At 43.0% G+C, this 22,235-nt stretch carries 23 protein-coding genes and 1 other annotated feature; of the genes, 1 reads left to right on the top strand and 22 read right to left on the bottom strand.

Translation table 11 applies throughout. The features are described from left to right. Positions 1-2: 2 nt before the first annotated feature. The gene (gmk, locus tag M3197_RS04105) at positions 3-620 is read right to left on the bottom strand and encodes a guanylate kinase (RefSeq protein ID WP_251658803.1); all 618 of its coding nucleotides are present in this window, start codon (positions 618-620) and stop codon (positions 3-5) included. A gap of 136 nt (positions 621-756) precedes the next feature. Between gmk and M3197_RS04100 the strand changes: the two genes are divergently transcribed. Continuing rightward, a complete protein-coding gene (locus M3197_RS04100; protein WP_251658800.1) occupies positions 757-2,454 on the top strand; it encodes an Rqc2 family fibronectin-binding protein in 1,698 nt (565 codons plus the stop codon). 353 nt (positions 2,455-2,807) lie between these two features. Here the strand turns inward: M3197_RS04100 and pyrE are convergent, their stop codons facing one another. From pyrE to ftsZ, 21 genes are all read right to left on the bottom strand, one after another. Continuing rightward, positions 2,808-3,440 (bottom strand): orotate phosphoribosyltransferase, encoded by a 633-nt coding sequence (gene pyrE / locus M3197_RS04095; RefSeq protein ID WP_251658798.1) that lies wholly within the window; start codon positions 3,438-3,440, stop codon positions 2,808-2,810. After that, a complete protein-coding gene (gene pyrF, locus M3197_RS04090) occupies positions 3,437-4,150 on the bottom strand; it encodes an orotidine-5'-phosphate decarboxylase (RefSeq protein WP_251658795.1) in 714 nt (237 codons plus the stop codon). The genes pyrE and pyrF overlap by 4 nt, the downstream gene beginning before the upstream one ends. Continuing rightward, positions 4,147-5,061, bottom strand: a complete 915-nt coding sequence (locus M3197_RS04085; RefSeq protein WP_251658794.1) for a dihydroorotate dehydrogenase — start codon at positions 5,059-5,061, stop codon at positions 4,147-4,149. Before M3197_RS04085 ends, pyrF begins: the two co-directional genes overlap by 4 nt. Further along, positions 5,058-5,834, bottom strand: coding sequence for a dihydroorotate dehydrogenase electron transfer subunit (locus M3197_RS04080; RefSeq protein WP_251658791.1), 777 nt, complete (start codon positions 5,832-5,834; stop codon positions 5,058-5,060). The genes M3197_RS04085 and M3197_RS04080 overlap by 4 nt, the downstream gene beginning before the upstream one ends. Positions 5,835-5,873: 39 nt before the next feature. Next, entirely contained in the window at positions 5,874-7,148 is a 1,275-nt protein-coding gene (pyrC, locus tag M3197_RS04075; RefSeq protein WP_251658789.1) for a dihydroorotase, read from the bottom strand. Next, positions 7,114-8,025 carry an aspartate carbamoyltransferase catalytic subunit gene (locus M3197_RS04070; RefSeq protein ID WP_251658787.1) on the bottom strand — a complete coding sequence of 304 codons (912 nt, stop codon included), beginning with the start codon at positions 8,023-8,025 and terminating at the stop codon, positions 7,114-7,116. Before M3197_RS04070 ends, pyrC begins: the two co-directional genes overlap by 35 nt. 150 nt (positions 8,026-8,175) lie before the next feature. Continuing rightward, positions 8,176-9,489 carry a solute carrier family 23 protein gene (locus tag M3197_RS04065; protein WP_251658785.1) on the bottom strand — a complete coding sequence of 438 codons (1,314 nt, stop codon included), beginning with the start codon at positions 9,487-9,489 and terminating at the stop codon, positions 8,176-8,178. A 28-nt stretch (positions 9,490-9,517) separates the two neighbouring features. Next, entirely contained in the window at positions 9,518-10,060 is a 543-nt protein-coding gene (pyrR, locus tag M3197_RS04060; protein WP_251658783.1) for a bifunctional pyr operon transcriptional regulator/uracil phosphoribosyltransferase PyrR, read from the bottom strand. Between the two features lie 266 nt (positions 10,061-10,326). Next, positions 10,327-11,241 (bottom strand): RluA family pseudouridine synthase, encoded by a 915-nt coding sequence (locus M3197_RS04055; RefSeq protein ID WP_251658782.1) that lies wholly within the window; start codon positions 11,239-11,241, stop codon positions 10,327-10,329. Next, on the bottom strand, positions 11,241-11,720 hold the full coding sequence (gene lspA, locus M3197_RS04050) for a signal peptidase II (protein WP_251658780.1): 480 nt from the start codon (positions 11,718-11,720) through the stop codon (positions 11,241-11,243). The genes M3197_RS04055 and lspA overlap by 1 nt, the downstream gene beginning before the upstream one ends. A 133-nt stretch (positions 11,721-11,853) precedes the next feature. Beyond that, positions 11,854-14,610 carry an isoleucine--tRNA ligase gene (gene ileS / locus M3197_RS04045; protein ID WP_251658778.1) on the bottom strand — a complete coding sequence of 919 codons (2,757 nt, stop codon included), beginning with the start codon at positions 14,608-14,610 and terminating at the stop codon, positions 11,854-11,856. A gap of 229 nt (positions 14,611-14,839) precedes the next feature. Then, positions 14,840-15,058, bottom strand: a binding site (T-box leader). A gap of 52 nt (positions 15,059-15,110) precedes the next feature. Then, positions 15,111-15,617: a DivIVA domain-containing protein gene (locus M3197_RS04040; protein ID WP_025785128.1), complete on the bottom strand. Its 507-nt coding sequence runs from the start codon at positions 15,615-15,617 to the stop codon at positions 15,111-15,113. Positions 15,618-15,705: 88 nt separating this feature from the next. Beyond that, on the bottom strand, positions 15,706-16,482 hold the full coding sequence (locus tag M3197_RS04035; protein ID WP_251658776.1) for a YlmH family RNA-binding protein: 777 nt from the start codon (positions 16,480-16,482) through the stop codon (positions 15,706-15,708). A 75-nt stretch (positions 16,483-16,557) separates the two neighbouring features. After that, the gene (locus tag M3197_RS04030; RefSeq protein ID WP_251658775.1) at positions 16,558-16,842 is read right to left on the bottom strand and encodes a YggT family protein; all 285 of its coding nucleotides are present in this window, start codon (positions 16,840-16,842) and stop codon (positions 16,558-16,560) included. A 19-nt stretch (positions 16,843-16,861) separates the two neighbouring features. Further along, positions 16,862-17,341 (bottom strand): cell division protein SepF, encoded by a 480-nt coding sequence (locus M3197_RS04025; RefSeq protein WP_251658773.1) that lies wholly within the window; start codon positions 17,339-17,341, stop codon positions 16,862-16,864. After that, positions 17,338-18,030 carry a YggS family pyridoxal phosphate-dependent enzyme gene (locus tag M3197_RS04020; protein WP_251658771.1) on the bottom strand — a complete coding sequence of 231 codons (693 nt, stop codon included), beginning with the start codon at positions 18,028-18,030 and terminating at the stop codon, positions 17,338-17,340. Before M3197_RS04020 ends, M3197_RS04025 begins: the two co-directional genes overlap by 4 nt. 68 nt (positions 18,031-18,098) lie before the next feature. Next, entirely contained in the window at positions 18,099-18,344 is a 246-nt protein-coding gene (locus M3197_RS04015; protein ID WP_039041864.1) for a PRC-barrel domain-containing protein, read from the bottom strand. 77 nt (positions 18,345-18,421) lie between these two features. Next, positions 18,422-19,207, bottom strand: coding sequence for an RNA polymerase sporulation sigma factor SigG (gene sigG, locus M3197_RS04010; RefSeq protein WP_251658769.1), 786 nt, complete (start codon positions 19,205-19,207; stop codon positions 18,422-18,424). A 93-nt stretch (positions 19,208-19,300) separates the two neighbouring features. After that, the gene (gene sigE, locus M3197_RS04005; protein ID WP_025785135.1) at positions 19,301-20,011 is read right to left on the bottom strand and encodes an RNA polymerase sporulation sigma factor SigE; all 711 of its coding nucleotides are present in this window, start codon (positions 20,009-20,011) and stop codon (positions 19,301-19,303) included. Then, positions 20,001-20,861, bottom strand: coding sequence for a sigma-E processing peptidase SpoIIGA (locus tag M3197_RS04000; RefSeq protein ID WP_251658767.1), 861 nt, complete (start codon positions 20,859-20,861; stop codon positions 20,001-20,003). The genes sigE and M3197_RS04000 overlap by 11 nt, the downstream gene beginning before the upstream one ends. A 151-nt stretch (positions 20,862-21,012) precedes the next feature. Continuing rightward, positions 21,013-22,191, bottom strand: coding sequence for a cell division protein FtsZ (gene ftsZ / locus M3197_RS03995; protein ID WP_251658764.1), 1,179 nt, complete (start codon positions 22,189-22,191; stop codon positions 21,013-21,015). Positions 22,192-22,235 lie beyond the last annotated feature (44 nt).

Below are 22,235 nucleotides of genomic sequence, written 5' to 3'. Positions count from 1 at the left end.
TCTTATTCCCCTTCCAACATGGCTAAATATCGTTCTTCAACGCGTTCTCTTCGGCAGTGTTCAGCTGTGACAATTGCATTGATGCGATCACAGGCTTTTGTTACTTCATCATTTTCTACTACATAATCATACAAGTCCATCATCTCTAACTCGTCACGCGCTTTTGCGACACGTGATGCGATGACTTCTAAAACTTCTGTCCCTCGACCTACGAGTCGTTGCTCTAAATGCGAAAGACTTGGTGGTGCTAAGAAAATGAATAGCCCGTCTGGCATTTTTTCCCTAACTTGTGCAGCACCGACAACTTCAATTTCCAAAAAGACATCTCTTCCGGAATCGAGAGTTTCGTTGACATAATCAAGCGGTGTCCCGTAATAGTTACCTACATACTCTGCATGCTCAAGAAGTTTACCTTCTTCAATCAGTGTTTCAAATACTTCACGTGGACGGAAAAAATAATCGACTCCATCCACTTCGCCTTCTCTTGGCTGACGCGTCGTCATCGATATAGAATATTCATAATTGGTGTCCGGCTGTGTAAAAAGCTCTTTCCGGACAGTTCCTTTCCCGACTCCCGATGGGCCAGAAAGAACAATCAAAAGTCCTCGTTGTTTAAACATGCGATCCCTCTTCTAATGTAGTCTCTCCATTCAAATCATCCCTAATCCAGTTCGATCCGAAGTTTGTATTCGTATTATACCATATGTTAGACGCGTAGTGCTAAAATGGAGGAAACGAAAAGAAAGAGGAATTCACATGGCATTTGACGGATTGTTTACGACCGCGATGAAACGCGAACTACAAACTATTGAAAGTGGAAGAATCACAAAGATTCACCAACCAAACGCACAAGAAACCGTATTCATTATCCGTGCAGGCGGTCAAAACCGAAAATTACTTTTTTCGGTGCATCCATCCTATGCACGCGTACAATTTACAGAAGAAACGATTCAAAACCCTAAAGAGCCTCCTATGTTTTGCATGACACTGCGCAAACACCTTGAAGGAGGAACTATTACATCTGTCGAGCAAATGGGAACGGACAGAATCTTGAAGTTTACTATCCGCTCAAAAAACGAAATTGGAGACGACATGGAACGTGCGATCATATTTGAAATCATGGGTCGTCACAGTAACTTTTTGCTGATTGATCCTGAACGGGATATGATTATTGACAGTATGAAACATTTGCCCCCTAGCGTTAACAGCTACCGCACAATTATGCCAGGGCAACCTTACATTCCAGCACCACCACAAGATAAACGAAATCCATTTACGCTCACACAAGAAGTGTTTGAACAATTACTCCCAACCTTTAATACTCCGAAAGCTGTTGTCCAGGAGCTATCAGGATTTTCACCGGTTCATGCTGAAGAACTCTTGTATCGATTAAATCATTCAAAAGGGCAATCTGCATTCCAAATCTATCAATCATTTGTCCAAATATTTTCAGATGGTCCAATACATCCGAACACTTTAGAAAAAGACGGAAAGTTATTATTTTCTGCCGCTGAGCTAACTTTCGCACAAGGAGAAGGAGCCGAGATAGTTTATCCAACCCTCGGTGAATTGTTAGACAAAGTCTACTTTGCTCGAGCAGTTCGGGAACGGGTTAAAGCTCAAGCTGCCGATCTAGAGCGCTGGCTAGATAACGAAATTTCGAAATTGAAATTGAAAGTACAAAAGCTAGAAAAAGAACGCAATGACGCAGGTCGTCTTGATACTTTCCAACTTTACGGAGAGCTTCTGACGGCGAACAGTTACGCGATCGATAAGGGGCAAAAAGAAGCGGTTGTTGATAACTATTACGAGCAAGGAACGACGGTGACCATTCAGCTAGATCCACGAAAATCCGTGATTGACAATGCCCAACGCTATTTTTCCAAGTATACCAAAGCGAAGAATGCATTAATTCAACTCGCAAGTCAATTGGAAAAAGCACACGAAGACATCGACTATTTTGAAATGGTGAAGCAGCAAGTTATGCAAGCATCTACTGATGATATCGATGAAATCCGGGATGAACTTGCCGAACTCGGACTTATGAAAGCTAGAAAAGGCAAAAAGAAAGTAAAGCCTAAGAAGCCCATGCCGGAAGCGTATCAGTCAACAGACGGTGTTAAAATTTCTGTCGGAAAAAATAACCGTCAAAATGATTGGCTGACTTCTAAGCTTGCTGCACGGAATCACATTTGGCTTCACACAAAAGATATACCAGGATCCCACGTTGTGATTCACGATGAAAACCCGAGTGAAAAAACGATTCAAGAAGCCGCAACACTCGCTTCCTACTTCAGTAAAGCTCGTGGCTCTGCTTCTGTTCCTGTCGATTTTACAGAAGTTCGTCACGTGAAAAAGCCCAATGGTTCAAAACCTGGATTTGTCATCTATTTTGAACAGAAGACGATTTTTGTCACGCCGGATGAAGAAATCGTACGACAATTGAAAGCATAATTGAAACCAGCATGGCTCAATGCCCTGCTGGTTTTTCTACTGTTTTTTGGGAGTGTGATCATAAATTGCATAATTCGCTCATAAACTTGAGAAAGTGATCATATATCGTCGAAAACGCTCATAAACAACAAAATTTGATCATAAATCACATATTACGCTCATAAACTCCAAAAAGTGATCATAAAGCGACAATACTGCTCATAAACCTACTTTCTTTTACAAATATCTCCTCGAGTCGTTGAGAATCCACATAAGAATTCAATTACAACTATCAATCGACACCCATCGAATGCTGTCGATTTTAAAATCTCCATAAAAAAGGAAGCACAGCGTAAAACGCCAGCTTCCGTCAATTATTGCAATGTGCCTGATTTTAATTTTTGGTGCCAGTCAAGGAGAGAGGCAACGGATTCTTCGCGAATTGCTCCGGAACGAGTTGCAACTTCAGCGAGGGCATTGAAATCTGTGAGGCTTGTGTAGGATAAACCAGCTTTTTCAAAAGCTTGGTCTGCACTTTCCAATCCGTAGGTAAAGATGGAGACAACACCTTCTACTTGAACGCCAGCTTCTTGCAATGCGTCAGCCGCTGTCAAACTACTACCACCAGTAGAGATTAAATCTTCCACTATGACAGCACGATCTTCGGGCTTAATTTTTCCTTCAATCTGCTTGCTTCGTCCATGACCTTTCGCTTTCGAACGAACATACACCATCGGCAATCCTAAAATATCAGCAATCCACGCTGCATGCGGAATTCCTGCTGTTGCAGTACCCGCGATGACAGTTGTTTCTGGATAATTCGCTTTAATAGATGCTGCCATTCCTTCTGCGATTCGTCTTCTACCGCCTGGATCTGACATGATGAGACGGTTATCACAATAGATAGGTGATTGAATGCCTGATGCCCACGTAAAAGGCTCATCCGGACTGAGAGTTACAGCCCCTACATGCAATAGAATTTTAGCAATTTCCTGTTTTGTCATCATTCACTCAGTCCTTTCCACTGTTGCGCAATTTCCTTGTATGCTGCTAACGGATCTGCAGCTCCAGTTATCGAGCGACCCACCACAATATGGGTCGATCCCATTTTTTTCGCTTCCGCTGGTGTCGCGATTCGTTTCTGATCATGTGCTGCGTCATTTGCAAGACGAATTCCTGGAGTCACTTTTAGAAATTCCCGTCCACATACTTCCGCAATTGAACCAGCTTCTAAAACGGAGCATACCACACCATCCAACTTTGAAGCTTGAGCAAGTTTTGCATAGTGAAGTACTGAATCGTTTAATGTAGTCTGAATGAGTTGCTCCTGTTGCATCTGTTCTTCCGTTGTCGAAGTCAACTGTGTAACCGCAATGATCGATGGACGTTTACTCCCTACTGCAGTTCCTATATCCAATCCTTCAAGTGCAGCGTCCATCATGAATGACCCACCCGCTGCATGGACATTTACTAAATCTGCACCAACTGATGCAAGTGATGTCATCGCCGATTTCACTGTATTCGGGATATCATGTAATTTTAAATCCAAGAACACGTCAAACCCTTGCTCTTTTAAACGATAAACAATACTCGGACCTTCCTTATAAAAAAGTTGCATCCCTACTTTGACAAATGTTCCGCTGTCAAATGGTTTTAAAAAGGACAATGCGGCTTCTTGATGTTCGAAATCCAATGCAATGATTGGTGATGTGTTCATACCGCATGACTCCTTCCGATTAATTCTGTAATAGTTTCTAGCCCTAGTTCGTCTAATAAGGCTGGCAAAGCATGAATGATCTCAGGACAAACAAATGGATTCACAAAGTTTGCTGTGCCGACTGCTACTGCACTTGCTCCTGCGGATAAAAAGTCGATAACGTCACCAGCTTCAGCAACCCCACCCATTCCAATGATTGGGATATTAACTGCTTGACTCACTTCATACACCATTCGGATAGCAACTGGTTTCACTGCAGGTCCAGAAAGTCCACCAGTACCGTTTGCGATGACAGGCTTCCCTGTTTTCCGATCTAGACGCATACCGACTAATGTATTTATCATCGTAATTCCATCAGCTCCAGCTGCTTCAACTGCTTTCGCAATCACGGTAATGTCAGATACATTCGGCGATAGTTTTACATAAACAGGAACACTTGATACAGCTTTCACAGCTGCCGTTAACTCTGCAGCAAGTTTAGGATCCGTCCCAAACGCTATCCCGCCACACTTGACGTTTGGACATGAGATGTTCAATTCCAACGCGTTGACATTCGGTGCTTTTGAAATTGCCTCAGCAACTTGTACATAATCTTCCGTTTCAGAACCCGCAACGTTCGCTATAATCGGAACATCATGTTGCGCAAGTCGTGTTAGCTCTTCAGCCATCACACGTTCCAATCCCGGATTTTGAAGCCCGATGGCATTTAGCATTCCTGCAGCGGTTTCCGCTACACGTGGAGTTGGATTGCCGAAACGTGTTTCCAGTGTTGTAGCTTTTATCATAATTGCCCCAAGTTGCGATAAATCATACAAATTTCCATATTCTTTTCCAAACCCGAAACATCCAGAAGCAGGCATGATTGGATTTCTTAGAGACAAACCAGGTAATTCAACAGCTAATCGATTCATATCGCAACCACCCCCGCTGGAAATACAGGTCCATCCGAGCAAACTTTGACGTAAGGTGTGTCTTGTCCCGATTGTGTTTCACATACACATGCGAAACAAGCACCAATACCACATCCCATGCGCTGTTCAAATGATAAGAATCCCTGCTTATCGTGAAATGCTTGCTGTACGGCATGAAGCATTGGAGTTGGACCGCACGTATAATACGTTGTGAACTCTACAGGATTTCGTGCTAGAGAATCCGTGACGAAACCTTGTTCCCCTGCACTGCCATCTGCAGTTACGATTCTTGTCTCGCCAAGTGCTGCAAATTCTTCTTCATAAAATACAGCAGTAGCTGATTGAAATCCTAGAATATGTACGCAGTGAACGCCTTTGGCCGTCAGTTCTTTCGACAATTGATACAAAGGAGGAACTCCAATTCCGCCCCCAATCAGTAGGGCTGTTTCTCCCGGTGCTGAATTGTCAGCAGAAAAGCCATTTCCAAGCGGACCAAGAACATCGACTTCTACACCAATTTGTTTTGCAGCAAGTAACTGGGTACCCCTGCCTTCAGCACGAAAAATGAGTGTCATCTGTTCTTTTTCTTTATCAAATGAAGCAATTGAAATCGGTCGTCTAAGCAATGGTTCAAATGTATCCGTTACACGGATGTGAACAAATTGACCAGGTGAAGCGATTTCTTTCACTAAGTTACCTTCAAGTACCATTTCAATAATATTATCGGCGAGTTGACGTGTTGCGCATATAGCCATTCTGTTCTGCACAATCATGCAAGAACCCCCTTCTATTTCTCTGGATCGTCGCGGTCCTCACTGTTGTTCTGAAAAGACCGTTTCTCCTCCGAACAGTGTCAGTACTGGCCACCCTGTACATTTCACTCCTGTAAACGGTGTGTTTTTTCCTTTTGATAAAAACGTAGTTGGGTCAATGGCTTGGTCAGTTGTCAAATCGAGCAATACAAGATCGGCTATAGCCCCTTCTTCAATCGAGCCATACGGAAGGTCAAAAACAGCACATGGCTTTTTTGTAAACCAGTCGATCAGTTGTTTCAATGTCCAGTCTCCGTTTTTCACAAAATTTGTGTAAAGTAACGGGAATGCTGTTTCAAATCCAGTAATTCCGAACGGTGCTTTCTTGAATCCTGCAGCTTTCTCTTCTGCACTATGAGGTGCATGATCGGTTGCGATGAAATCAAGCGTCCCGTCAAGCAATCCTTCTCGCAGTGCCGCCAAGTCTTCGTTTCCACGTAGAGGCGGGTTCATCTTCCAAGCTGCATCATCTTCAGGAATATCATGTTCTGTCAGCAATAAGTGATGAGGTGTCACTTCAGCCGTTACATGGACACCTGCTCGTTTTGCATCTCGGATTACACGAACAGATTCTTTCGTACTAACGTGGCAAACGTGATAGTGTGCACCCGCAGCTTCAGCAAGAAGAATATCGCGTGCAATATGAACCGACTCTGCAACAGACGGAATGCCCGGCAGCCCAAGTTCCTTATTTCGAATCCCTTCGTGCATTGCACCACCATAAATAAGCGTATTATCTTCACAGTGCGCAACGACCGCCATGTCCAATTTTGCAGCGTCTTGCATCGTCTCAAGCATCATACCTGCTTCTTGGATTCCCACACCGTCGTCCGTAAACGCAAATGCTCCATGCTCTTTTAGTTCCGCCAAATTCGTACGTTCTTTTCCGGCTTCTCGGATTGTTATGGATGCATATGGTAATACGCGAATGACTGCATTTTTTTCTATCAATTCATTGACATGTTCAATATTTTTAATCGTATCTGGAACTGGTCGTGTATTTGGCATCGCGCAGATTGTCGTGTAACCGCCTTTTGCAGCAGCTTTCGTTCCACTTTCAATTGTTTCTTTATGCTCTCCACCTGGCTCACGTAAATGCACGTGAACATCGACAAACCCTGGTGCTAGACAGTAACCATTGCCGTTGATCACTTCAGCTTCAGTTACATCTAAATTTTGTCCGATTTCAACAATCTTCCCATCTTTAATTCGTACATCTTTTAAATTCTGTGACGTTTCATCATATAGCCAAATATTTCGGAGCAGCTTGTGCATGAACATTTCCCCCTCTTAAAATCATTTCCATTGCTGCAGCTCGGATGTAAACTCCATTTTCAACCGCTTCGTAAACTCTTAGTTTTGGATGGGTCGAAAGTGGTTCTGCAATTTCCACTCCCCAGTTAATCGGTGCGGGATGCATGATGATTGCGTTATCCTTCATCATTGCTGCGCGTTCCTCTGTCAATCCAAATTGTTCGTGATATTCTTCTTTCGTATAACTCATCTTTTCATCATGTCGTTCATGTTGAACACGGAGTAGCATGACTACATCAGCTTGACCTATCACACCATCCCAATCTGAAAGTGTCTCATAATCCCCAGACCACTCAGCCGGACAGATGAATTGGACGTTCGCACCCAGTTTTTGTAAAGCTTCTGCATTTGAAGCTGCAACACGGCTATGTGATAAATCTCCAGCGATGACCACGTTAAGTCCCTCAAAATAGCCGAACTCTTCTTTGATCGTAAATAGGTCCAAGAGTGATTGACTTGGATGTTGTCCTGTACCGTCACCACCATTAAAAACTGGGATTTTAATACCTTTAAGTTGCTTGTAATATTCTTTTTCTGGGTGACGAATGACAACTGCGTTTACACCGAGTGCTTCAAGAGTCTTAACCGTGTCAAAAAGCGTTTCCCCTTTAGTCGTGCTTGAATGACCTGGATCAAATTGGATAATTTCTAATCCTAATTTTCTTTCAGCGATTTCGAAGCTTAGTTTTGTGCGTGTACTTGGCTCAAAGAACAAGTTGCTCACTAAATATTTCCCGGGCAATTCCCGAATTCCATGACGCTTCAAGTACTCCGCATAATTCAAGATCTCCATAATATTCTCTTCGCTAAATTGTTTCATCGTAAGTAAGTTATCCATTTTGTCGTCCTCCTCTTAGTTAGGGGAAGGTTTTAAAAAAGGCCTTCCCAGCATATAGGAAGGCCATTTATGTATGCAGATCCCTTTTACAGTCCCCGCCACATAAACCTTTCCTTGTCTCTCTGTACAATGTTAAAAGGTCTAACGTATTTAGTTGTCTTTATCCACAAGCAATGGTTCTTCTTGAACATCATCTAGTGTGTTCTTCTCACGACCTGGGAGCACTATATTCAGCACTACACCAACGATGGCCGCCAACGCCATTCCTTCGATATGGAAGGTTTCGCTAAAGTTGATGGATGCACCACCGATTCCAATGACGAGAATGACAGATGTGATAACAAGATTCCGCTGTTTGTCGAAATCCACTTGATGATCAACGAGCATGCGCAATCCGGATGAAGCGATAATTCCGAAGAGCAAGATTGAGATTCCACCAAGAACAGCTGTTGGGATGGTTGAAATGAGTGCCATGACTTTCCCCATGAAGGAAAATAGAATCGCTAGCAAGGCAGCTCCAACAATGACATAGACACTGTAGACTCGTGTAATCGCCATGACTCCGATGTTTTCACCATAAGTCGTTTTTGGTGGTCCACCGAGCAATCCACTTATTAATGTTCCGAGTCCGTCGCCGAGCAACGAACGATTCAGTCCTGGGTCACGGATGAAGTCACGTTCCACTACCTTGCCAAGTACGAGCTGATGACCGATATGCTCTGATATCGTCACAATTGCAATTGGAACCATGACGAACAACAGAGTCGGTGTTACAACAAAGTCATAATCGACTCCTGGTATTAAAAATTCTGGAACTGCAAACCACTTTGCTTCAAGCACTGGCTGGAAGTTCAAAATGCCGATTGCAGCCGAGTAAATGTAGCCTATGATAATCCCAATTAAGACCGGCATCAAGCTGATGACACCCCTGAAGAACATGAGGCATATGATTGCTGACGCCAATGTGACGAGTGCTGCTGAGAAATGAAGCAAACTGTAAGTTGACACTCCGTCAACGTCGATACGACTTGCCATTTCAACTGCAGTTGGTGCCACTGCGAGACCAATAACCATAATAACTGGTCCAACAACGACGGGAGGTAGAATTTTCATAATCCAGTTATGACCTGTCTTCCATATTAGAAGGGAAACAATCGCGTAAACGAGTGCTACAAACATACTTCCGATCATCGCACTTCCAATGCCCCCAGTTTTAGTAGCAACTGTTATCGGGACGATGAAAGCGAATGAAGATCCTAAATAAGCCGGAACTTTACCTTGCGTAACGACTACAAAGATGAGTGTCGCGATACCACTTGTAAGTAAAGCGATTGCTGGGCTTAGTCCAACGAGTTGTGGGACCAGGATAGTTGCCCCAAACATAGCGAACATGTGCTGGAGACTAAGGGCAAGCCATTTACCGGCTGCGGGTTTTTCGTGAATATCCAATACTTTTTCTGCCATAGTCTGTGCGCCTCCAAGCTTTTTTCATTTATCTAGAGTGTATGGTGACGCTGTCTTCTGAATCGGTTTCAACTAAATTCACAACTACTTTTTCCTCACTTGAAGTAGGAATGTTTTTTCCTACGAAGTCTGGTCGAATCGGAAGTTCCCGATGTCCACGATCAACCAATACTCCAAGTTGGATAGAGGATGGTCGTCCTAAGTCCATAACGGCATCCATTGCCGCTCTCACTGTGCGTCCTGTATAGAGGACGTCATCCACCAGGACTACCTTTTCATCTGTCAAGCTATAGTTGATGTCTACTTGTTTAACAAGCGGTTCTTTGTTCTCGTATTTCAAACCTAGATCATCACGGTACAAAGAAATATCCAGTTCGCCGATGCGGATGGGCTTGCCTTCGATCTGTTCAATTTTTTCTGCGAGTCGGTTAGCAAGGAACGCTCCTCTTGTTTTGATGCCGACTAGGATACAATGATCGATACCTTTGTTTCGTTCAATGATTTCGTGTGCGATACGAGTGAGTGCTCGATTGATGGCACTTTCATCTAGGATATTTGCTTTTTCTGCCACGTCTAACGCCTCCTTCAGCTTTTGAATAGTGACTAATCCATGGTATTCCCTTTAACTCCAAATACTTTCCTCCAAAAAGCTTGCCAAACAAAAAACCTTCCGGCCGTCTTTCGGGCAGGAAGGTTTGCGTGCGTAAATATAATCCAGCAGTCTCCGCTCGCAAGCGTGACTCTGAACATCGTGCATCCTTCCCAACCTCTCTGGATTGGCGTTAAAGGTTCGCTATGAAGTTTCTACAACAAGCATACAGCCTAAAATTCTTCACGTCAACCTTTTTTGGATTTCATTTCATTCAGTAACTGTTCAAAGTCTTCTGGAAGGGGAGCTTTGAATTCCATATACTCTTCCGTCACTGGATGTACAAATCCTAGTGTTCCTGCATGAAGGACTTGGCCGTCAAAATCGATGGTTTTTTTCGGCCCGTATTTCGGATCTCCTGCAAGTGGGTGGCCAATATATTTCATATGAACACGAATTTGATGGGTTCTACCTGTCTCCAAGCGGCACTCCACGAGTGTAAAGTCCCCGAACCGCTCCATCACTTTAAAGTGAGTCACCGCATGCTTGCCTGTGTTCTCGACTGACATACTTTGGCGATCTTTCTGGTTTCTTCCGATGGGTGCATCAATTGTACCGTTATCGTGTGGAATATGGCCATGAACAAGTGCTGTGTAAACGCGTGTCACGGATTTTTCAACTAGCTGATTAACAAGTGACGTATGCGCTTTATCATTTTTAGCAACCATGAGTAATCCTGACGTATCTTTATCAATACGGTGTACAATCCCCGGTCTCATGATGCCATTGATACCTGACAAGTCTGTACAATGATGCATAAGCCCATTCACGAGTGTTCCTGTTGTATGTCCAGGAGCAGGGTGGACTACCATGCCTCTTCTCTTGTTAACAACTAGTACATCACTGTCCTCATAGACAATCTCAAGATGTAAATCTTCCGCCGGAATATTGAGCTCTTCCGGTTCAGGTTCATCGACTGTAAGTGTATCTCCAGACTTCACCTTATAATTCGATTTCACAGCTCCACCGTTCACTAAGACAATACCGTCTTTTACCCATTGCTGAATAAGAGTCCGTGACCAGTCTGCATTTGCAGATGCAAGCGCTTTGTCAATCCGCTCACCTGCTGTCTGTTCTTCAATTACATATTGAAACTGTTCCATTATGCCACCTTATCTTTCTTGTTCTTTTTTTCGTCTAAAATCAAATGAAGGATCACTAGTATGACACCAACTGTCAAGGCTGCATCTGCTACGTTAAATATCGGAAAATCGTAGTTAATGACCGGAATAAGTACGTTAACAAAGTCAACCACTTCGCCCCTTACCATTCGGTCAATAAAGTTTCCGACAGCGCCGCCAAGCAAAAACATTAAACTCCATGCAAATAACGGTTCGTTCTTTCCTTCTTTTTGAAAGTAATAAACGATTCCGCCTACAACGACAATCGTAACAATTGCAAATAACCACATTTGACCTTCCAACATGCCCCACGCTGCACCACGATTCCGATGAGACAGTAACCCTAGATATGGTTCGATTAAAGGAATTCGTTCTCCGATTTCCATATTAGTAGCGACCAACCATTTTGTCAGCTGATCGACCAAAATAACAAGTACCGCAATACCATAATAAATGACCAACCCGATTCCCTCCGTCCTACAGTATCTAGTTTAGTTTATCATACCCTAACCCACCACGCGCAAGTCTAACAGGTATGGAAGAAAAAAGGCGCTGCAAGACCCGTTAGACGGATTGCAGCGCCTTTTTTAACTATTAAGCATAATGTTGCGCAACAACGTCTGCGCATCGCTGACACAACTCAGGATAGTCAGTATGAGAACCGACTGACTCTGAAATTGTCCAGCAACGTTCACATTTTTCTCCAGTTGCTTTGTCAACAGCTACTTGACCCGTCGCAAGTGAAACTGCGTTATCCGGCATCTCAGATGCAGCAACAGCACTGAATTTCGAAACGATGAAGAATTGAGCAAAGTCGATTTGCTCCGTTGCAAATAGTGGAGCCAGCTCATCACGTACAGCTACAGTTACGTGAGCTTCTAATGATTTACCAATTGTCTTGTTATTGCGTGCTTCTTCCAACGCTTTCAACACATCGTCACGTACAAGCATCAACTGATCGAACTGAGTACGGAGCTCTGTCGCTTCAAGCTCTTTTGCTTCTGGCATATCCGTAAGCTGGATACTTTCTGCTGTTTCATGCTCCAAGTATGCCCACATTTCGTCTGCTGTATGTGGCAAGATTGGTGCAACTAGCTTCAATAGTGCTAAAAGTGCATCATACATAACTGTCTGCATCGCACGACGATGTGGATGATCAACAGCTTCGATATAGACAACATCTTTTGCAATATCAAGATAGAAGGAGCTCAATGTACCTGTACAGAATGAATTGATCGCATGGTAGACATTGGCAAATTCATATTGGTCATAAGCTGTTCTCACGTCACGAATCAAATCTTGAAGCTTCACATACACATACTGATCTACTGGGCGTAACTCTTCAAACGCAACCGTATCTGTTCCTGGTGTAAAATCAGAAGTATTTCCGTGAAGGAAACGAACTGTGTTACGAATTTTACGATACACTTCAGAAACCTGCTTAAAGTTTGAATCGGAAACACGGACATCTGCTGTGTAATCGACCGAAGATACCCATAGACGTAAAATATCGGCTCCGAATTGGTTCGTTACTTTAGAAGGAAGAATGACGTTTCCAATTGATTTACTCATCTTGCGTCCTTCACCGTCTAATGTGAATCCATGGCTCAGCAAACCTTTATATGGTGCAATCCCGTTAATCGCCACACTTGTTGTCAAGGATGAGTTGAACCATCCGCGGTATTGGTCAGATCCTTCGAGATAGAGATCTGCTGGGTAAGAAAGATCATCGCGCTCCTCAAGAACCCCTTGATGAGTAGAACCGGAGTCGAACCACACGTCCATAATATCCGTTTCTTTCGTAAATGTACCATTTGGGCTTCCATTATGAGAGAAGTCTTTCGGAAGTAACTCTTTTGTATCCCACTCAAACCAGATGTTTGAACCATGTTCACGGAACAATGCTGAAATGTGATCGATTGTTTCATCTGTGATGATTGGTTCACCATCTTCAGCATAAAACACAGGAATCGGAACACCCCATACGCGTTGACGTGAAATACACCAGTCACCACGGTCACGGACCATATTGTAGAGACGAGTTTCACCCCAAGATGGTGTAAAGTTCGTCTTACGGATCGCTTCAAGAAGATCGTCACGGAACGTTTCAATCGATGCAAACCATTGCGCAGTTGCACGGTAAATAACCGGCTTTTTCGTACGCCAGTCATGTGGATATGAGTGCGTGAAGAACGAAAGCTTTTCTAGTGCTCCTACTTCTTTCAACTTTTCAGTCACCGCTTTGTTAGCATCTTCATAAAATAATCCTTCAAATAATGGTGCTTCTGCAGTCATGACACCACGATCGTTGATTGGTGATAATACACCTAAGCCATATTGTTTAGCTACGTAGAAGTCATCTTCACCGTGTCCTGGTGCTGTGTGAACACACCCCGTACCAGCGTCAGCTGTCACGTGTTCACCAAGCATTACGAGGGATTCACGATCGTAAATCGGGTGACTCGCAGTGATGCGGTCGAGTTCACGACCTTTGAATTCTCCAGCTGTCGTGTAGTTTTCCCATCCAAGTTCAGCTGCCAGACCTTCTACCAAGTCTTTTGCGACGAGGAACTTCTTATCATTTGCTTCTACAATCGTATAAACAAAGTCAGGATGTACTGAAATTCCTAAGTTTGCCGGAATCGTCCAAGGTGTTGTTGTCCAGATCAGGATATTAACGTCTGAATCTAACACACCTTTACCGTCACGAACTGGGAAGCTGACATAAATAGAAGGTGACTTTTTGTCTTGGTATTCAATTTCAGCTTCAGCTAATGCTGTTTCAGATGATGGTGACCAATAAACTGGCTTTAATCCTTTATAGATATAGCCTTTTTTCGCCATGTCCCCGAATACTTTAATTTGACGTGATTCAAATTCAGGTTTTAGTGTGATATACGGATTATCCCAATCGCCTCGAACACCTAGACGTTTAAACTGGGTACGCTGGTTGTCGATTTGAGTAAGTGCATAGTCTTTACACATTTCACGAAACTCCGCAACGCTGTGCTCTTTCCGCTTTACACCTTTGTTCACAAGTGCTTGCTCAATTGGCAGACCGTGTGTGTCCCAACCTGGGACATACGGTGCGTGGAAGCCTGTCATGGATTTATGACGTACGATGATGTCTTTCAATACTTTGTTAAGCGCGTGCCCCATATGGAGGTCGCCGTTAGCATATGGAGGACCGTCATGTAGAATGAAAGTTGGTTTCCCTTTTGTACGTTCCTGCACTTTCGCATACATATTATCTTTTTCCCATTGTTCTTGCATTTGAGGTTCTTTAGTCGGCAAACCGCCTCTCATCGGAAAGTCAGTTTTTGGCATTAGTAATGTGTCTTTATAATCCATTCCAATTCCTCCTTTGATGTATGTTACTTTTTCAATAAATATAGCCACTAGTTAGAATCACCGTTGATTGAAACGGAAGGCGGCGAGTGAAGCGCTCTCAACGTCGCACTTTTGTTCGCAAAAGCCGTTCTTCGTTACGGTTTTTTCTGCGGAATCAGCGAAGAGCGTCCGCATGCAGTGCAAATCAACACCGTAAAATAATAAAACATCAAAAAATCCCCGCCCCTGTAAAAGGGACGAGGATTGTGCTCGCGATACCACCCTAGTTGCAGTCGTATAGAAATCACGACTACCTCTCGAACACCGTAACGGGGTGTGCACCGGGACTGCCTTGAAGCAATCCGGCTCCAGAGTGATCTTCCTTTCCAACCTGCAATCGGGCTCTCACTATCCCCGACTCGCTATATACAGCCTACTTGGAAAGTACTGTCTCTTTCAATGCCTGTCATTCAATATGAACCATATTATAGGTGCGAACTGCCCTTTAAGTCAAGTGTCTATTATTCTTGATCAGCAGCTGCTTCTAGTTGTTTCGTGTTCTGTTCATAATCGAGAAGTGTGTCCCAATCGTCCATCTTCACTAAATCCAACTGCGCTTCAATTAGCATACGGAAACGGTTGCGGAATACTTTAGATTGTTTTTTCAAATCCTCAATTTCCATTGAAATTTCACGTGAACGAGAAAGCGCTTCGTTCACAATGCGATCCGCATTCTTTTCTGCTTCCTTAATGATGAGCTTAGATTCTTGTGTAGAGTTTCTACGAACATCTTCCGCTGCTTCTTGAGCAATCATAATCGATTTCTGCAACGTTTCCTCGATTGCATTGAAATGAGCCACTTGCTCTTCTGTTTCTTTCAGTTTACGCGTCAATTCTCGGTTCTCATCAAGCAAGTTTTCATAATCTTTCATGAGCTGCTCGAGGAATTCGTTCACTTCATCTTCATCGTAGCCACGCCATCTGCTTCCGAATGTTTTATTATGTATATCAATTGGTGTAAGCGCCATGTGAGTCTCTCCCCTTTTGATGTTCGTTATACGTTATATCGTTGACTATAACAGAAAACAGACTTTTTCTAAAGTCTGTCCATAAAAATCATTCCAACTTCCCAGTAACCAATCGTATTTTATCCTTCTTAGTCCTACCTTCAATCGCAATTACCTTGAATCGACCATGACCTCTGATGGAAAGCATATCAGATTCACTTAACTCAAATGATGGCTGATCTACCACACGCCAATTCACTTTTACTTTGCCTCCATGAATGTAGGTGGAAGATTTCTGCCTTGCAACATTTAATAATGATGCAATCACCGTATCTAGTCGAAGCGAGCTAATGATTTGCGTTTCTTCAATCCAGACTTCTTCAAATGTTATCCATCCATCATAATCGGGCAACTCAGTAAGATGGATCTTGGCTTTGCCCGCAGAAGTGAAATTAGCAGTGAGGTACGTGCTCAACTCCATTACAGTAGCAAGTTGTACTTCTCCGTCTTTCAAACGAATGTCGCCAAACTTCGCTCGATCCAATCCAAGACCCATTAACGCACCGAGAATCTCAGGATGTTCTAACGTTAGAAACTTGGAAGCATATCGCACGTCGAAAACAGCTATTTGGAAATCTTGGCGCGTTGGTTCATAATAATCCGGATAGATGAGCATCCTTTTCCGCTCAGCACCATCAAATCCTCCATCTTCAGCAACGAGCAAACCGCTTCCATTAACGACAGATTCCACAATAAAACGCTGACGTGGATCGAGAAAGTCGGTCAATTTAGGTGAATATAAATCCTCGACCTCTCTAGCCCAGTCCATCGCCATTTCTATAAAAGGCTGCTCTTCTTTTCTAAAGTGTTGTAAAATGCCATCCATTATACGTGTCTCCTTATAGAAAAATCCCCACAGCGTGAGGATGGGTTCACCGAAATGATTGTTAAGATCAGCACATTAAAGTAAGCGTAAAAAGAAATTAAATACGGGTGTTAGCCCTTGGCCAATTAGCTGTAATGCAAACAACGCAACAATTGGGGAGATATCAATCATTCCAAGAGGCGGAATGAAGTTACGGAAAAACCCTAAATATGGCTCTGCAATTTTTTCAAGGATTTTACCGAACTTCGTGTCTCTTGAAGCTGGTACCCACGACATCAAGATATAGATGACGAGCAAAATAGAATAAATGGAAAGAGCATACGTAATTACTCGGTAAAGCTGGATTAATAATTCTGCCATTACTGTTGGTACACCTCATTTAGTTTCTTTCGTTCAAATAGTCGGAGATCGAGCCATTCACTTCTACGTTTTCCGGTACGCAAAGGAAAATATCTGTGCCTATTCTTTGGATATCACCATTCAACGCATATACTGCACCACTAAGGAAGTCGACAATTCGTATTCCTTGTTCACGATCAATGCGTTGTAAATTCACAATAACCGCACGTTTGTTAGTCAAGTGTTCTGAGATATCTTGTGCTTCTGCATAGACACGAGGCTCTACTAAAATAACTTTTGATGATTTTTGGACGCTCTGCAAGCTCACAATGTTCCCTGCTGTCTGAGGCTCTTTGCGATTTTGTTTTGGCAAGGGAGCATTTTTCATCGAGGATTGTTTGCTTGGCTTCCTCTCTGGTTGTGTAGTAGCAACTTGTTGCTTTGCCGCTGTTTCTTGCGCCGCCGCTTCTTCTTCTTCGTCAAGGTAAAACCATTTTTCGAATTTGCCTTTTATACTCATTCGTCTCCCTCGCTCTCCGAACCGACGAGTGCAGTCCCAATTCGCACATGGGTTGCGCCCTCTTCGATTGCAATACTGTAATCATTCGACATCCCCATGGACAATTTGGTTACCGGTGCGTGTTGCATCTTTTTAGCCGCAAGTTCATCTCGCAGTTCACGCAAGCCTCTAAAAACTTTCCGGATTGTATCTTGATCTTCAGTCAATGGAGCCATCGTCATCAGACCAATCACTCTTATTTTGTCATAATCCCTCAATGCCTCAATAAATCCTAGTGTCTCAGCTGGTGACAAACCTGATTTCGACTCTTCAAAAGAAACGTTAACTTGTACGAAACAGTCTACTGGTTCAACGGCACGTTTCTGAATTTCTTTTGCTAAGCTCAAACGATCCAATGAATGCAGATAATCAATACGTTCAATAATTTCTTTCACTTTACGACTTTGCACATTTCCGATGAAATGCCAAACAGCCCCTTGAGGAATTGCTTGTTGCTTACCTATAAGTCCTTCAGGTCGGTTTTCACCTAAATGGATGATTCCTTCGTTTAACACGTTTTGTGTACGTTCATCAGACACTTGTTTTGTGACTGCGATAACCGTAACATCATCACGTTTTCTACCAGCATACTCACACGCCCGACAGATTGTTTCTTCGATGGTATTTATCCGCTGCTGTAATGGTTTCATCTCGATCACTACTTTTCTCGATACTTTGTTCTATTGTATCAAGCGGCCACTGAGTTATCAACGATTAGTCACTTTTTAGGCTCTTTCTTTTTAATGAGCACAATATCCTTTCCAATTGTCACAACTTCGTCGTACCCAAATTGCTTTTGGTCTTTCACACGCATTTCCATAAACAAGGATCGTTCTGTATCACCGATATGAAGCGTATCAATCTTTCCTTTCGTTATGTCGATAGCCGCATCTTGAATGAATCCAAGAAATTTCCCGCGTTGCATATCAATCACTTCTTTTTTTTGAAATTCTGAAAAGCGCATAGAAATCCCCCCTTTCCATATTCTATGCAGATAGACGTACAAAAAAACGCAATGCAGTGATCGCATTGCGTCCAAAGTTAATTACTTTGTTCCATTCCTTCACGAATTTGAGCGATTGCTTGCTTCTCCAATCGGGATATTTGAGCTTGAGAAATTCCTAGCTCTCGAGCAATTTCTGTTTGAGTTTGTCCGAGATAAAATCGCTTCGATAAAATTAGTTGTTGGCGATCATCCAGTCCTGTCATTGTTTCCTTCATCGACACATAAGTTGACCAGCGCTCTTCCGATACAGTTTTGTCGTGTAACTGATCCATCATATACACAGGGTCGCCTCCCTCACCATTCATCGGTTCGTGGAGAGACATCGGATCTTGTATCGCATCGAGTGCAAATAAGATATCCTCTTCTGGAATGTCTGTCATTTTAGCTAAGTCTGAAATTCTCGGTTCCTTTTGGTGTTCATTGATGAATTCTTCCTTTGCACGTATTGCTTTATACGCAATATCTCGGAGCGATCGAGACACCCGAACCGAATGATGATCTCTCAAATGCCGCTTGATTTCTCCGACAATCATCGGAACTGCATATGTCGAAAACCGGACATTGTGTTTTAAATCAAAGTTGTCAATCGACTTAAGCAGTCCCACACATCCTACTTGAAACAAATCATCTGCTTGTTCCCCACGATAGGCAAATCGTTGCACAAGGCTTAGGACGAGGCGTAAATTCGCTGTTACGAGTTCGTCTCTAGCTGATTCATCCCCACTTTGCAACCGGATGAATGTCTCTTTCATGACCTCACTCGACAGAAGAGGCAAAGTAGATGTATCGATACCGCAAATTTCCACTCTTGTACGTACCATCTGAATTCCTCCGTATTCTGTAGATGACTGTACGAGATAGCTTATCCGCTGAGTGGAGTTCTATGCGGTTTTCTGTAACGCCAATTTCAACCATTATGCGATTGGATGATTCAGTTGCTCTCGAAGTTCTGAAATGATCTTCTTCTCCAAACGAGAGATATACGATTGTGAAATACCAAGTAAATCTGCAACTTCTTTTTGAGTCATCTCAATCTTTCCTGTTAACCCGAATCTACATTCCATAATATGACGCTCTCGATCACTGAGAGTCGTAACAGCATCTATCATATGCTGTCGTTCAATTTTCTTTTCAACATCATCTGTAATAATATCTTCGTCCGTCCCTAAAATGTCAGACAGCAAGAGTTCGTTCCCATCCGCATCAGAGTTCAGTGGTTCGTCAAAAGAAATCTCAGAACGCGTACGATTTGTTTTCCGTAAATGCATTAAGATTTCGTTTTCAATACATCGCGATGCGTAAGTTGCCAACTTAATATTTTTATCACTTTTGAACGTTTCAATAGCTTTGATAAGACCAATCGCCCCAATGCTGATCAAATCTTCAATATGCGTATTCGTATTATCGAAACGGCGAGCAATGTAAACGACTAGACGCAAATTCTTCTCAATAAGCCGATCTCTAGCTTGTTGGTCACCCGCCATATATGCAGCAATCGTCTCCGCTTCTTCTTCTCTAGTTAGAGGTTTCGGTAACGATTCATGTCCTCCAATGTAGTAGGTTCCATTTTTCTTTTTAAATATTCCTGCGAGTACGGATAACCATTTTTTTAATTCATGTAGCATGAAGCATTCCCCTTTCTTCTTCTCTAGTTTCCAAGGCAGAAACATGCAAGATTGCAGATGCATTGTGTGGATAGCGTGCATCGTCAGCCGTTAGAACAATATAACCTTGTTCGAGCAGGCGATTTCCTTCCAGTTCCCATTTGTCAAATCGAATTCCTACTGCCCAATTCGCTCCTTCGACAGTTTGAATTCGAATAAGACGTAAATCCTTCCTGTATTGTTCAGGAAATTGAGTGATATCCGGAATAGCGACTTGTGCATTTCCAATTTGATGTAAACTTTCAAGGAATTCATCTGGAATAATTGGTTTTAGAGCCCCTAATGAGACAAAATGGACAGCATCATTAGACAATGGCTCAGTACAACTATTGCCTGTATCGATGAATACATGTAGAGGTATAGAAGAGCCGAAAAGATGTAATGTGGAGCTGCAAGCAAACTCTGAAAACCGGCTAATTTTGCGAACATCAAGCCATTTAACTTTTACAACTTGAAGACCACAATAAGCAAGAGCTACGTAGATGATCAAGCGATATTGAAAATCTTGTCCCCACTGGCTAAATGGAAGTGCCGATAGCAATCCTCCTGCTAAAAAAGCCCCGATTAACACTAAACCCACTGATGATTTCCAGAGTCGTACAGAAAAACCGAATGCACAGCCTGTCATGATTGCAAACGCAGTCAACGACGCAATGATGGATCCAGGAAAAGCAACGGCTGGAATTGCCCCAGCAAAGGCTGCTAACGCTAATCGTTTTCTGCTGATTTTTGTATTTCCCGTCGCATTCGCAAATGACAGAACTGTATAATTGAAGACCATATTAATGCCGATCATGACTTCCCCATACATAGGCTGTCCTCCTTGTTTGCAAGACTACCATTTTTCAATTACGAGTTTTGTCACTTTACGGCACCTAAATGAAAGAAAAGTTCGACAGATTGTCCGAAAGAAAAACACAAAAAAACCTCCGACTCGGTTGTCGGAGGTTTTTACACTTAATTTATTTGCGGCGACGATTACGTAAGAACGTCGGAATATCTAGGCCATCGTCTTGTTGGGTCTGTTGCTGACTGCGCACAGGTTCTTGATGAATTGGTTGCTGATGCTGCGGTTCTTCATGACGAATTTGATTGTTTGGAGTCGGATTACTTTGTGGCGCTTGCGCCTCACGTTGACGAATTCCAGCATATCCAGCTGATCGTGTTCCTCGAACTTGAGCAATTTGCTCATCTGTGAAACCGGTTGCGATGACTGTCACAATAATTTCATCTTTCAAATCATCGTTAATGACAGATCCGAAAATCATATTCACATCTTCATCAGAAGCAGAAGCGACAATATCAGCAGCTTCTTGTACTTCGAATAGGCTTAAGTTAGAACCACCTGTAATGTTCATTAACACACCTTTTGCTCCATCAATCGATGTTTCAAGCAAAGGACTGGAGATGGCTTTTTTAGCTGCTTCAGATGCGCGATTCTCACCAGTGGACATCCCGATTCCCATGAGAGCTGATCCTTTATTAGACATAATCGTCTTCACATCGGCAAAGTCCAAGTTGATCAATCCAGGTACAGCGATCAAATCTGAAATACCTTGGACACCTTGTCGAAGAACATTATCTGCTTCTCGGAATGCTTCGAGCATCGGTGTATTTTTGTCCACAATTTCAAGCAGCTTATCATTTGGAATAACAATAAGTGTATCTACAGATTCTTTCATCGCTGTAATTCCACCAATTGCTTGTGTTGAACGTTTACGACCTTCAAATGTGAAAGGACGAGTCACAACACCTACTGTCAAGGCACCTAAATCTTTTGCGATTTGTGCAATGACAGGAGCTGCTCCAGTACCTGTACCGCCACCCATACCTGCAGTAACAAATACCATATCAGCTCCTCGAAGTGCCTCTTCCAACTGTTCACGGCTTTCTTCAGCAGCCTTCTTACCAACTTCAGGGTTAGCTCCAGCTCCCAGACCACGTGTCAATTTCCCACCAATTTGAAGTTTCACTTCGGCTTGAGATAAGTTAAGTGCTTGTGCGTCAGTGTTCACTGCTATGAACTCTACACCTTGTACTCCGTGCTCTATCATTCTATTTACTGCGTTATTTCCTCCGCCACCAACACCGATTACTTTGATGACTGCAAGCGCTTCAATATTCGTATCAAACTCTAGCATCTCTTCTCCTCCTAATCATTCAACGGCTCATTTGGAACTTAAAC

This window comes from Sporosarcina aquimarina, assembly GCF_023715615.1.
Lineage (GTDB): Bacteria > Bacillota > Bacilli > Bacillales_A > Planococcaceae > Sporosarcina > Sporosarcina aquimarina_A.
Note: the sequence above shows the minus strand (reverse complement) of the source record. Positions and strands in the feature narration are given on the sequence as shown.

Coding starts and splice junctions, on each gene's coding strand:
- gmk (WP_251658803.1), bottom strand. CDS start 620: ATGTTTAAACAACGAGGACTTTTGATTGTTCTTTCTGGCCCATCGGGA.
- M3197_RS04100 (WP_251658800.1), top strand. CDS start 757: ATGGCATTTGACGGATTGTTTACGACCGCGATGAAACGCGAACTACAA.
- pyrE (WP_251658798.1), bottom strand. CDS start 3,440: ATGATGACAAAACAGGAAATTGCTAAAATTCTATTGCATGTAGGGGCT.
- pyrF (WP_251658795.1), bottom strand. CDS start 4,150: ATGAACACATCACCAATCATTGCATTGGATTTCGAACATCAAGAAGCC.
- M3197_RS04085 (WP_251658794.1), bottom strand. CDS start 5,061: ATGAATCGATTAGCTGTTGAATTACCTGGTTTGTCTCTAAGAAATCCA.
- M3197_RS04080 (WP_251658791.1), bottom strand. CDS start 5,834: ATGATTGTGCAGAACAGAATGGCTATATGCGCAACACGTCAACTCGCC.
- pyrC (WP_251658789.1), bottom strand. CDS start 7,148: ATGCACAAGCTGCTCCGAAATATTTGGCTATATGATGAAACGTCACAG.
- M3197_RS04070 (WP_251658787.1), bottom strand. CDS start 8,025: ATGGATAACTTACTTACGATGAAACAATTTAGCGAAGAGAATATTATG.
- M3197_RS04065 (WP_251658785.1), bottom strand. CDS start 9,489: ATGGCAGAAAAAGTATTGGATATTCACGAAAAACCCGCAGCCGGTAAA.
- M3197_RS04055 (WP_251658782.1), bottom strand. CDS start 11,241: ATGGAACAGTTTCAATATGTAATTGAAGAACAGACAGCAGGTGAGCGG.
- ileS (WP_251658778.1), bottom strand. CDS start 14,610: ATGGATTATAAAGACACATTACTAATGCCAAAAACTGACTTTCCGATG.
- M3197_RS04040 (WP_025785128.1), bottom strand. CDS start 15,617: ATGGCGCTTACACCAATTGATATACATAATAAAACATTCGGAAGCAGA.
- M3197_RS04035 (WP_251658776.1), bottom strand. CDS start 16,482: ATGGATGGCATTTTACAACACTTTAGAAAAGAAGAGCAGCCTTTTATA.
- M3197_RS04030 (WP_251658775.1), bottom strand. CDS start 16,842: ATGGCAGAATTATTAATCCAGCTTTACCGAGTAATTACGTATGCTCTT.
- M3197_RS04025 (WP_251658773.1), bottom strand. CDS start 17,341: ATGAGTATAAAAGGCAAATTCGAAAAATGGTTTTACCTTGACGAAGAA.
- M3197_RS04020 (WP_251658771.1), bottom strand. CDS start 18,030: ATGAAACCATTACAGCAGCGGATAAATACCATCGAAGAAACAATCTGT.
- M3197_RS04015 (WP_039041864.1), bottom strand. CDS start 18,344: ATGCGCTTTTCAGAATTTCAAAAAAAAGAAGTGATTGATATGCAACGC.
- sigG (WP_251658769.1), bottom strand. CDS start 19,207: ATGGTACGTACAAGAGTGGAAATTTGCGGTATCGATACATCTACTTTG.
- sigE (WP_025785135.1), bottom strand. CDS start 20,011: ATGCTACATGAATTAAAAAAATGGTTATCCGTACTCGCAGGAATATTT.
- M3197_RS04000 (WP_251658767.1), bottom strand. CDS start 20,861: ATGTATGGGGAAGTCATGATCGGCATTAATATGGTCTTCAATTATACA.
- ftsZ (WP_251658764.1), bottom strand. CDS start 22,191: ATGCTAGAGTTTGATACGAATATTGAAGCGCTTGCAGTCATCAAAGTA.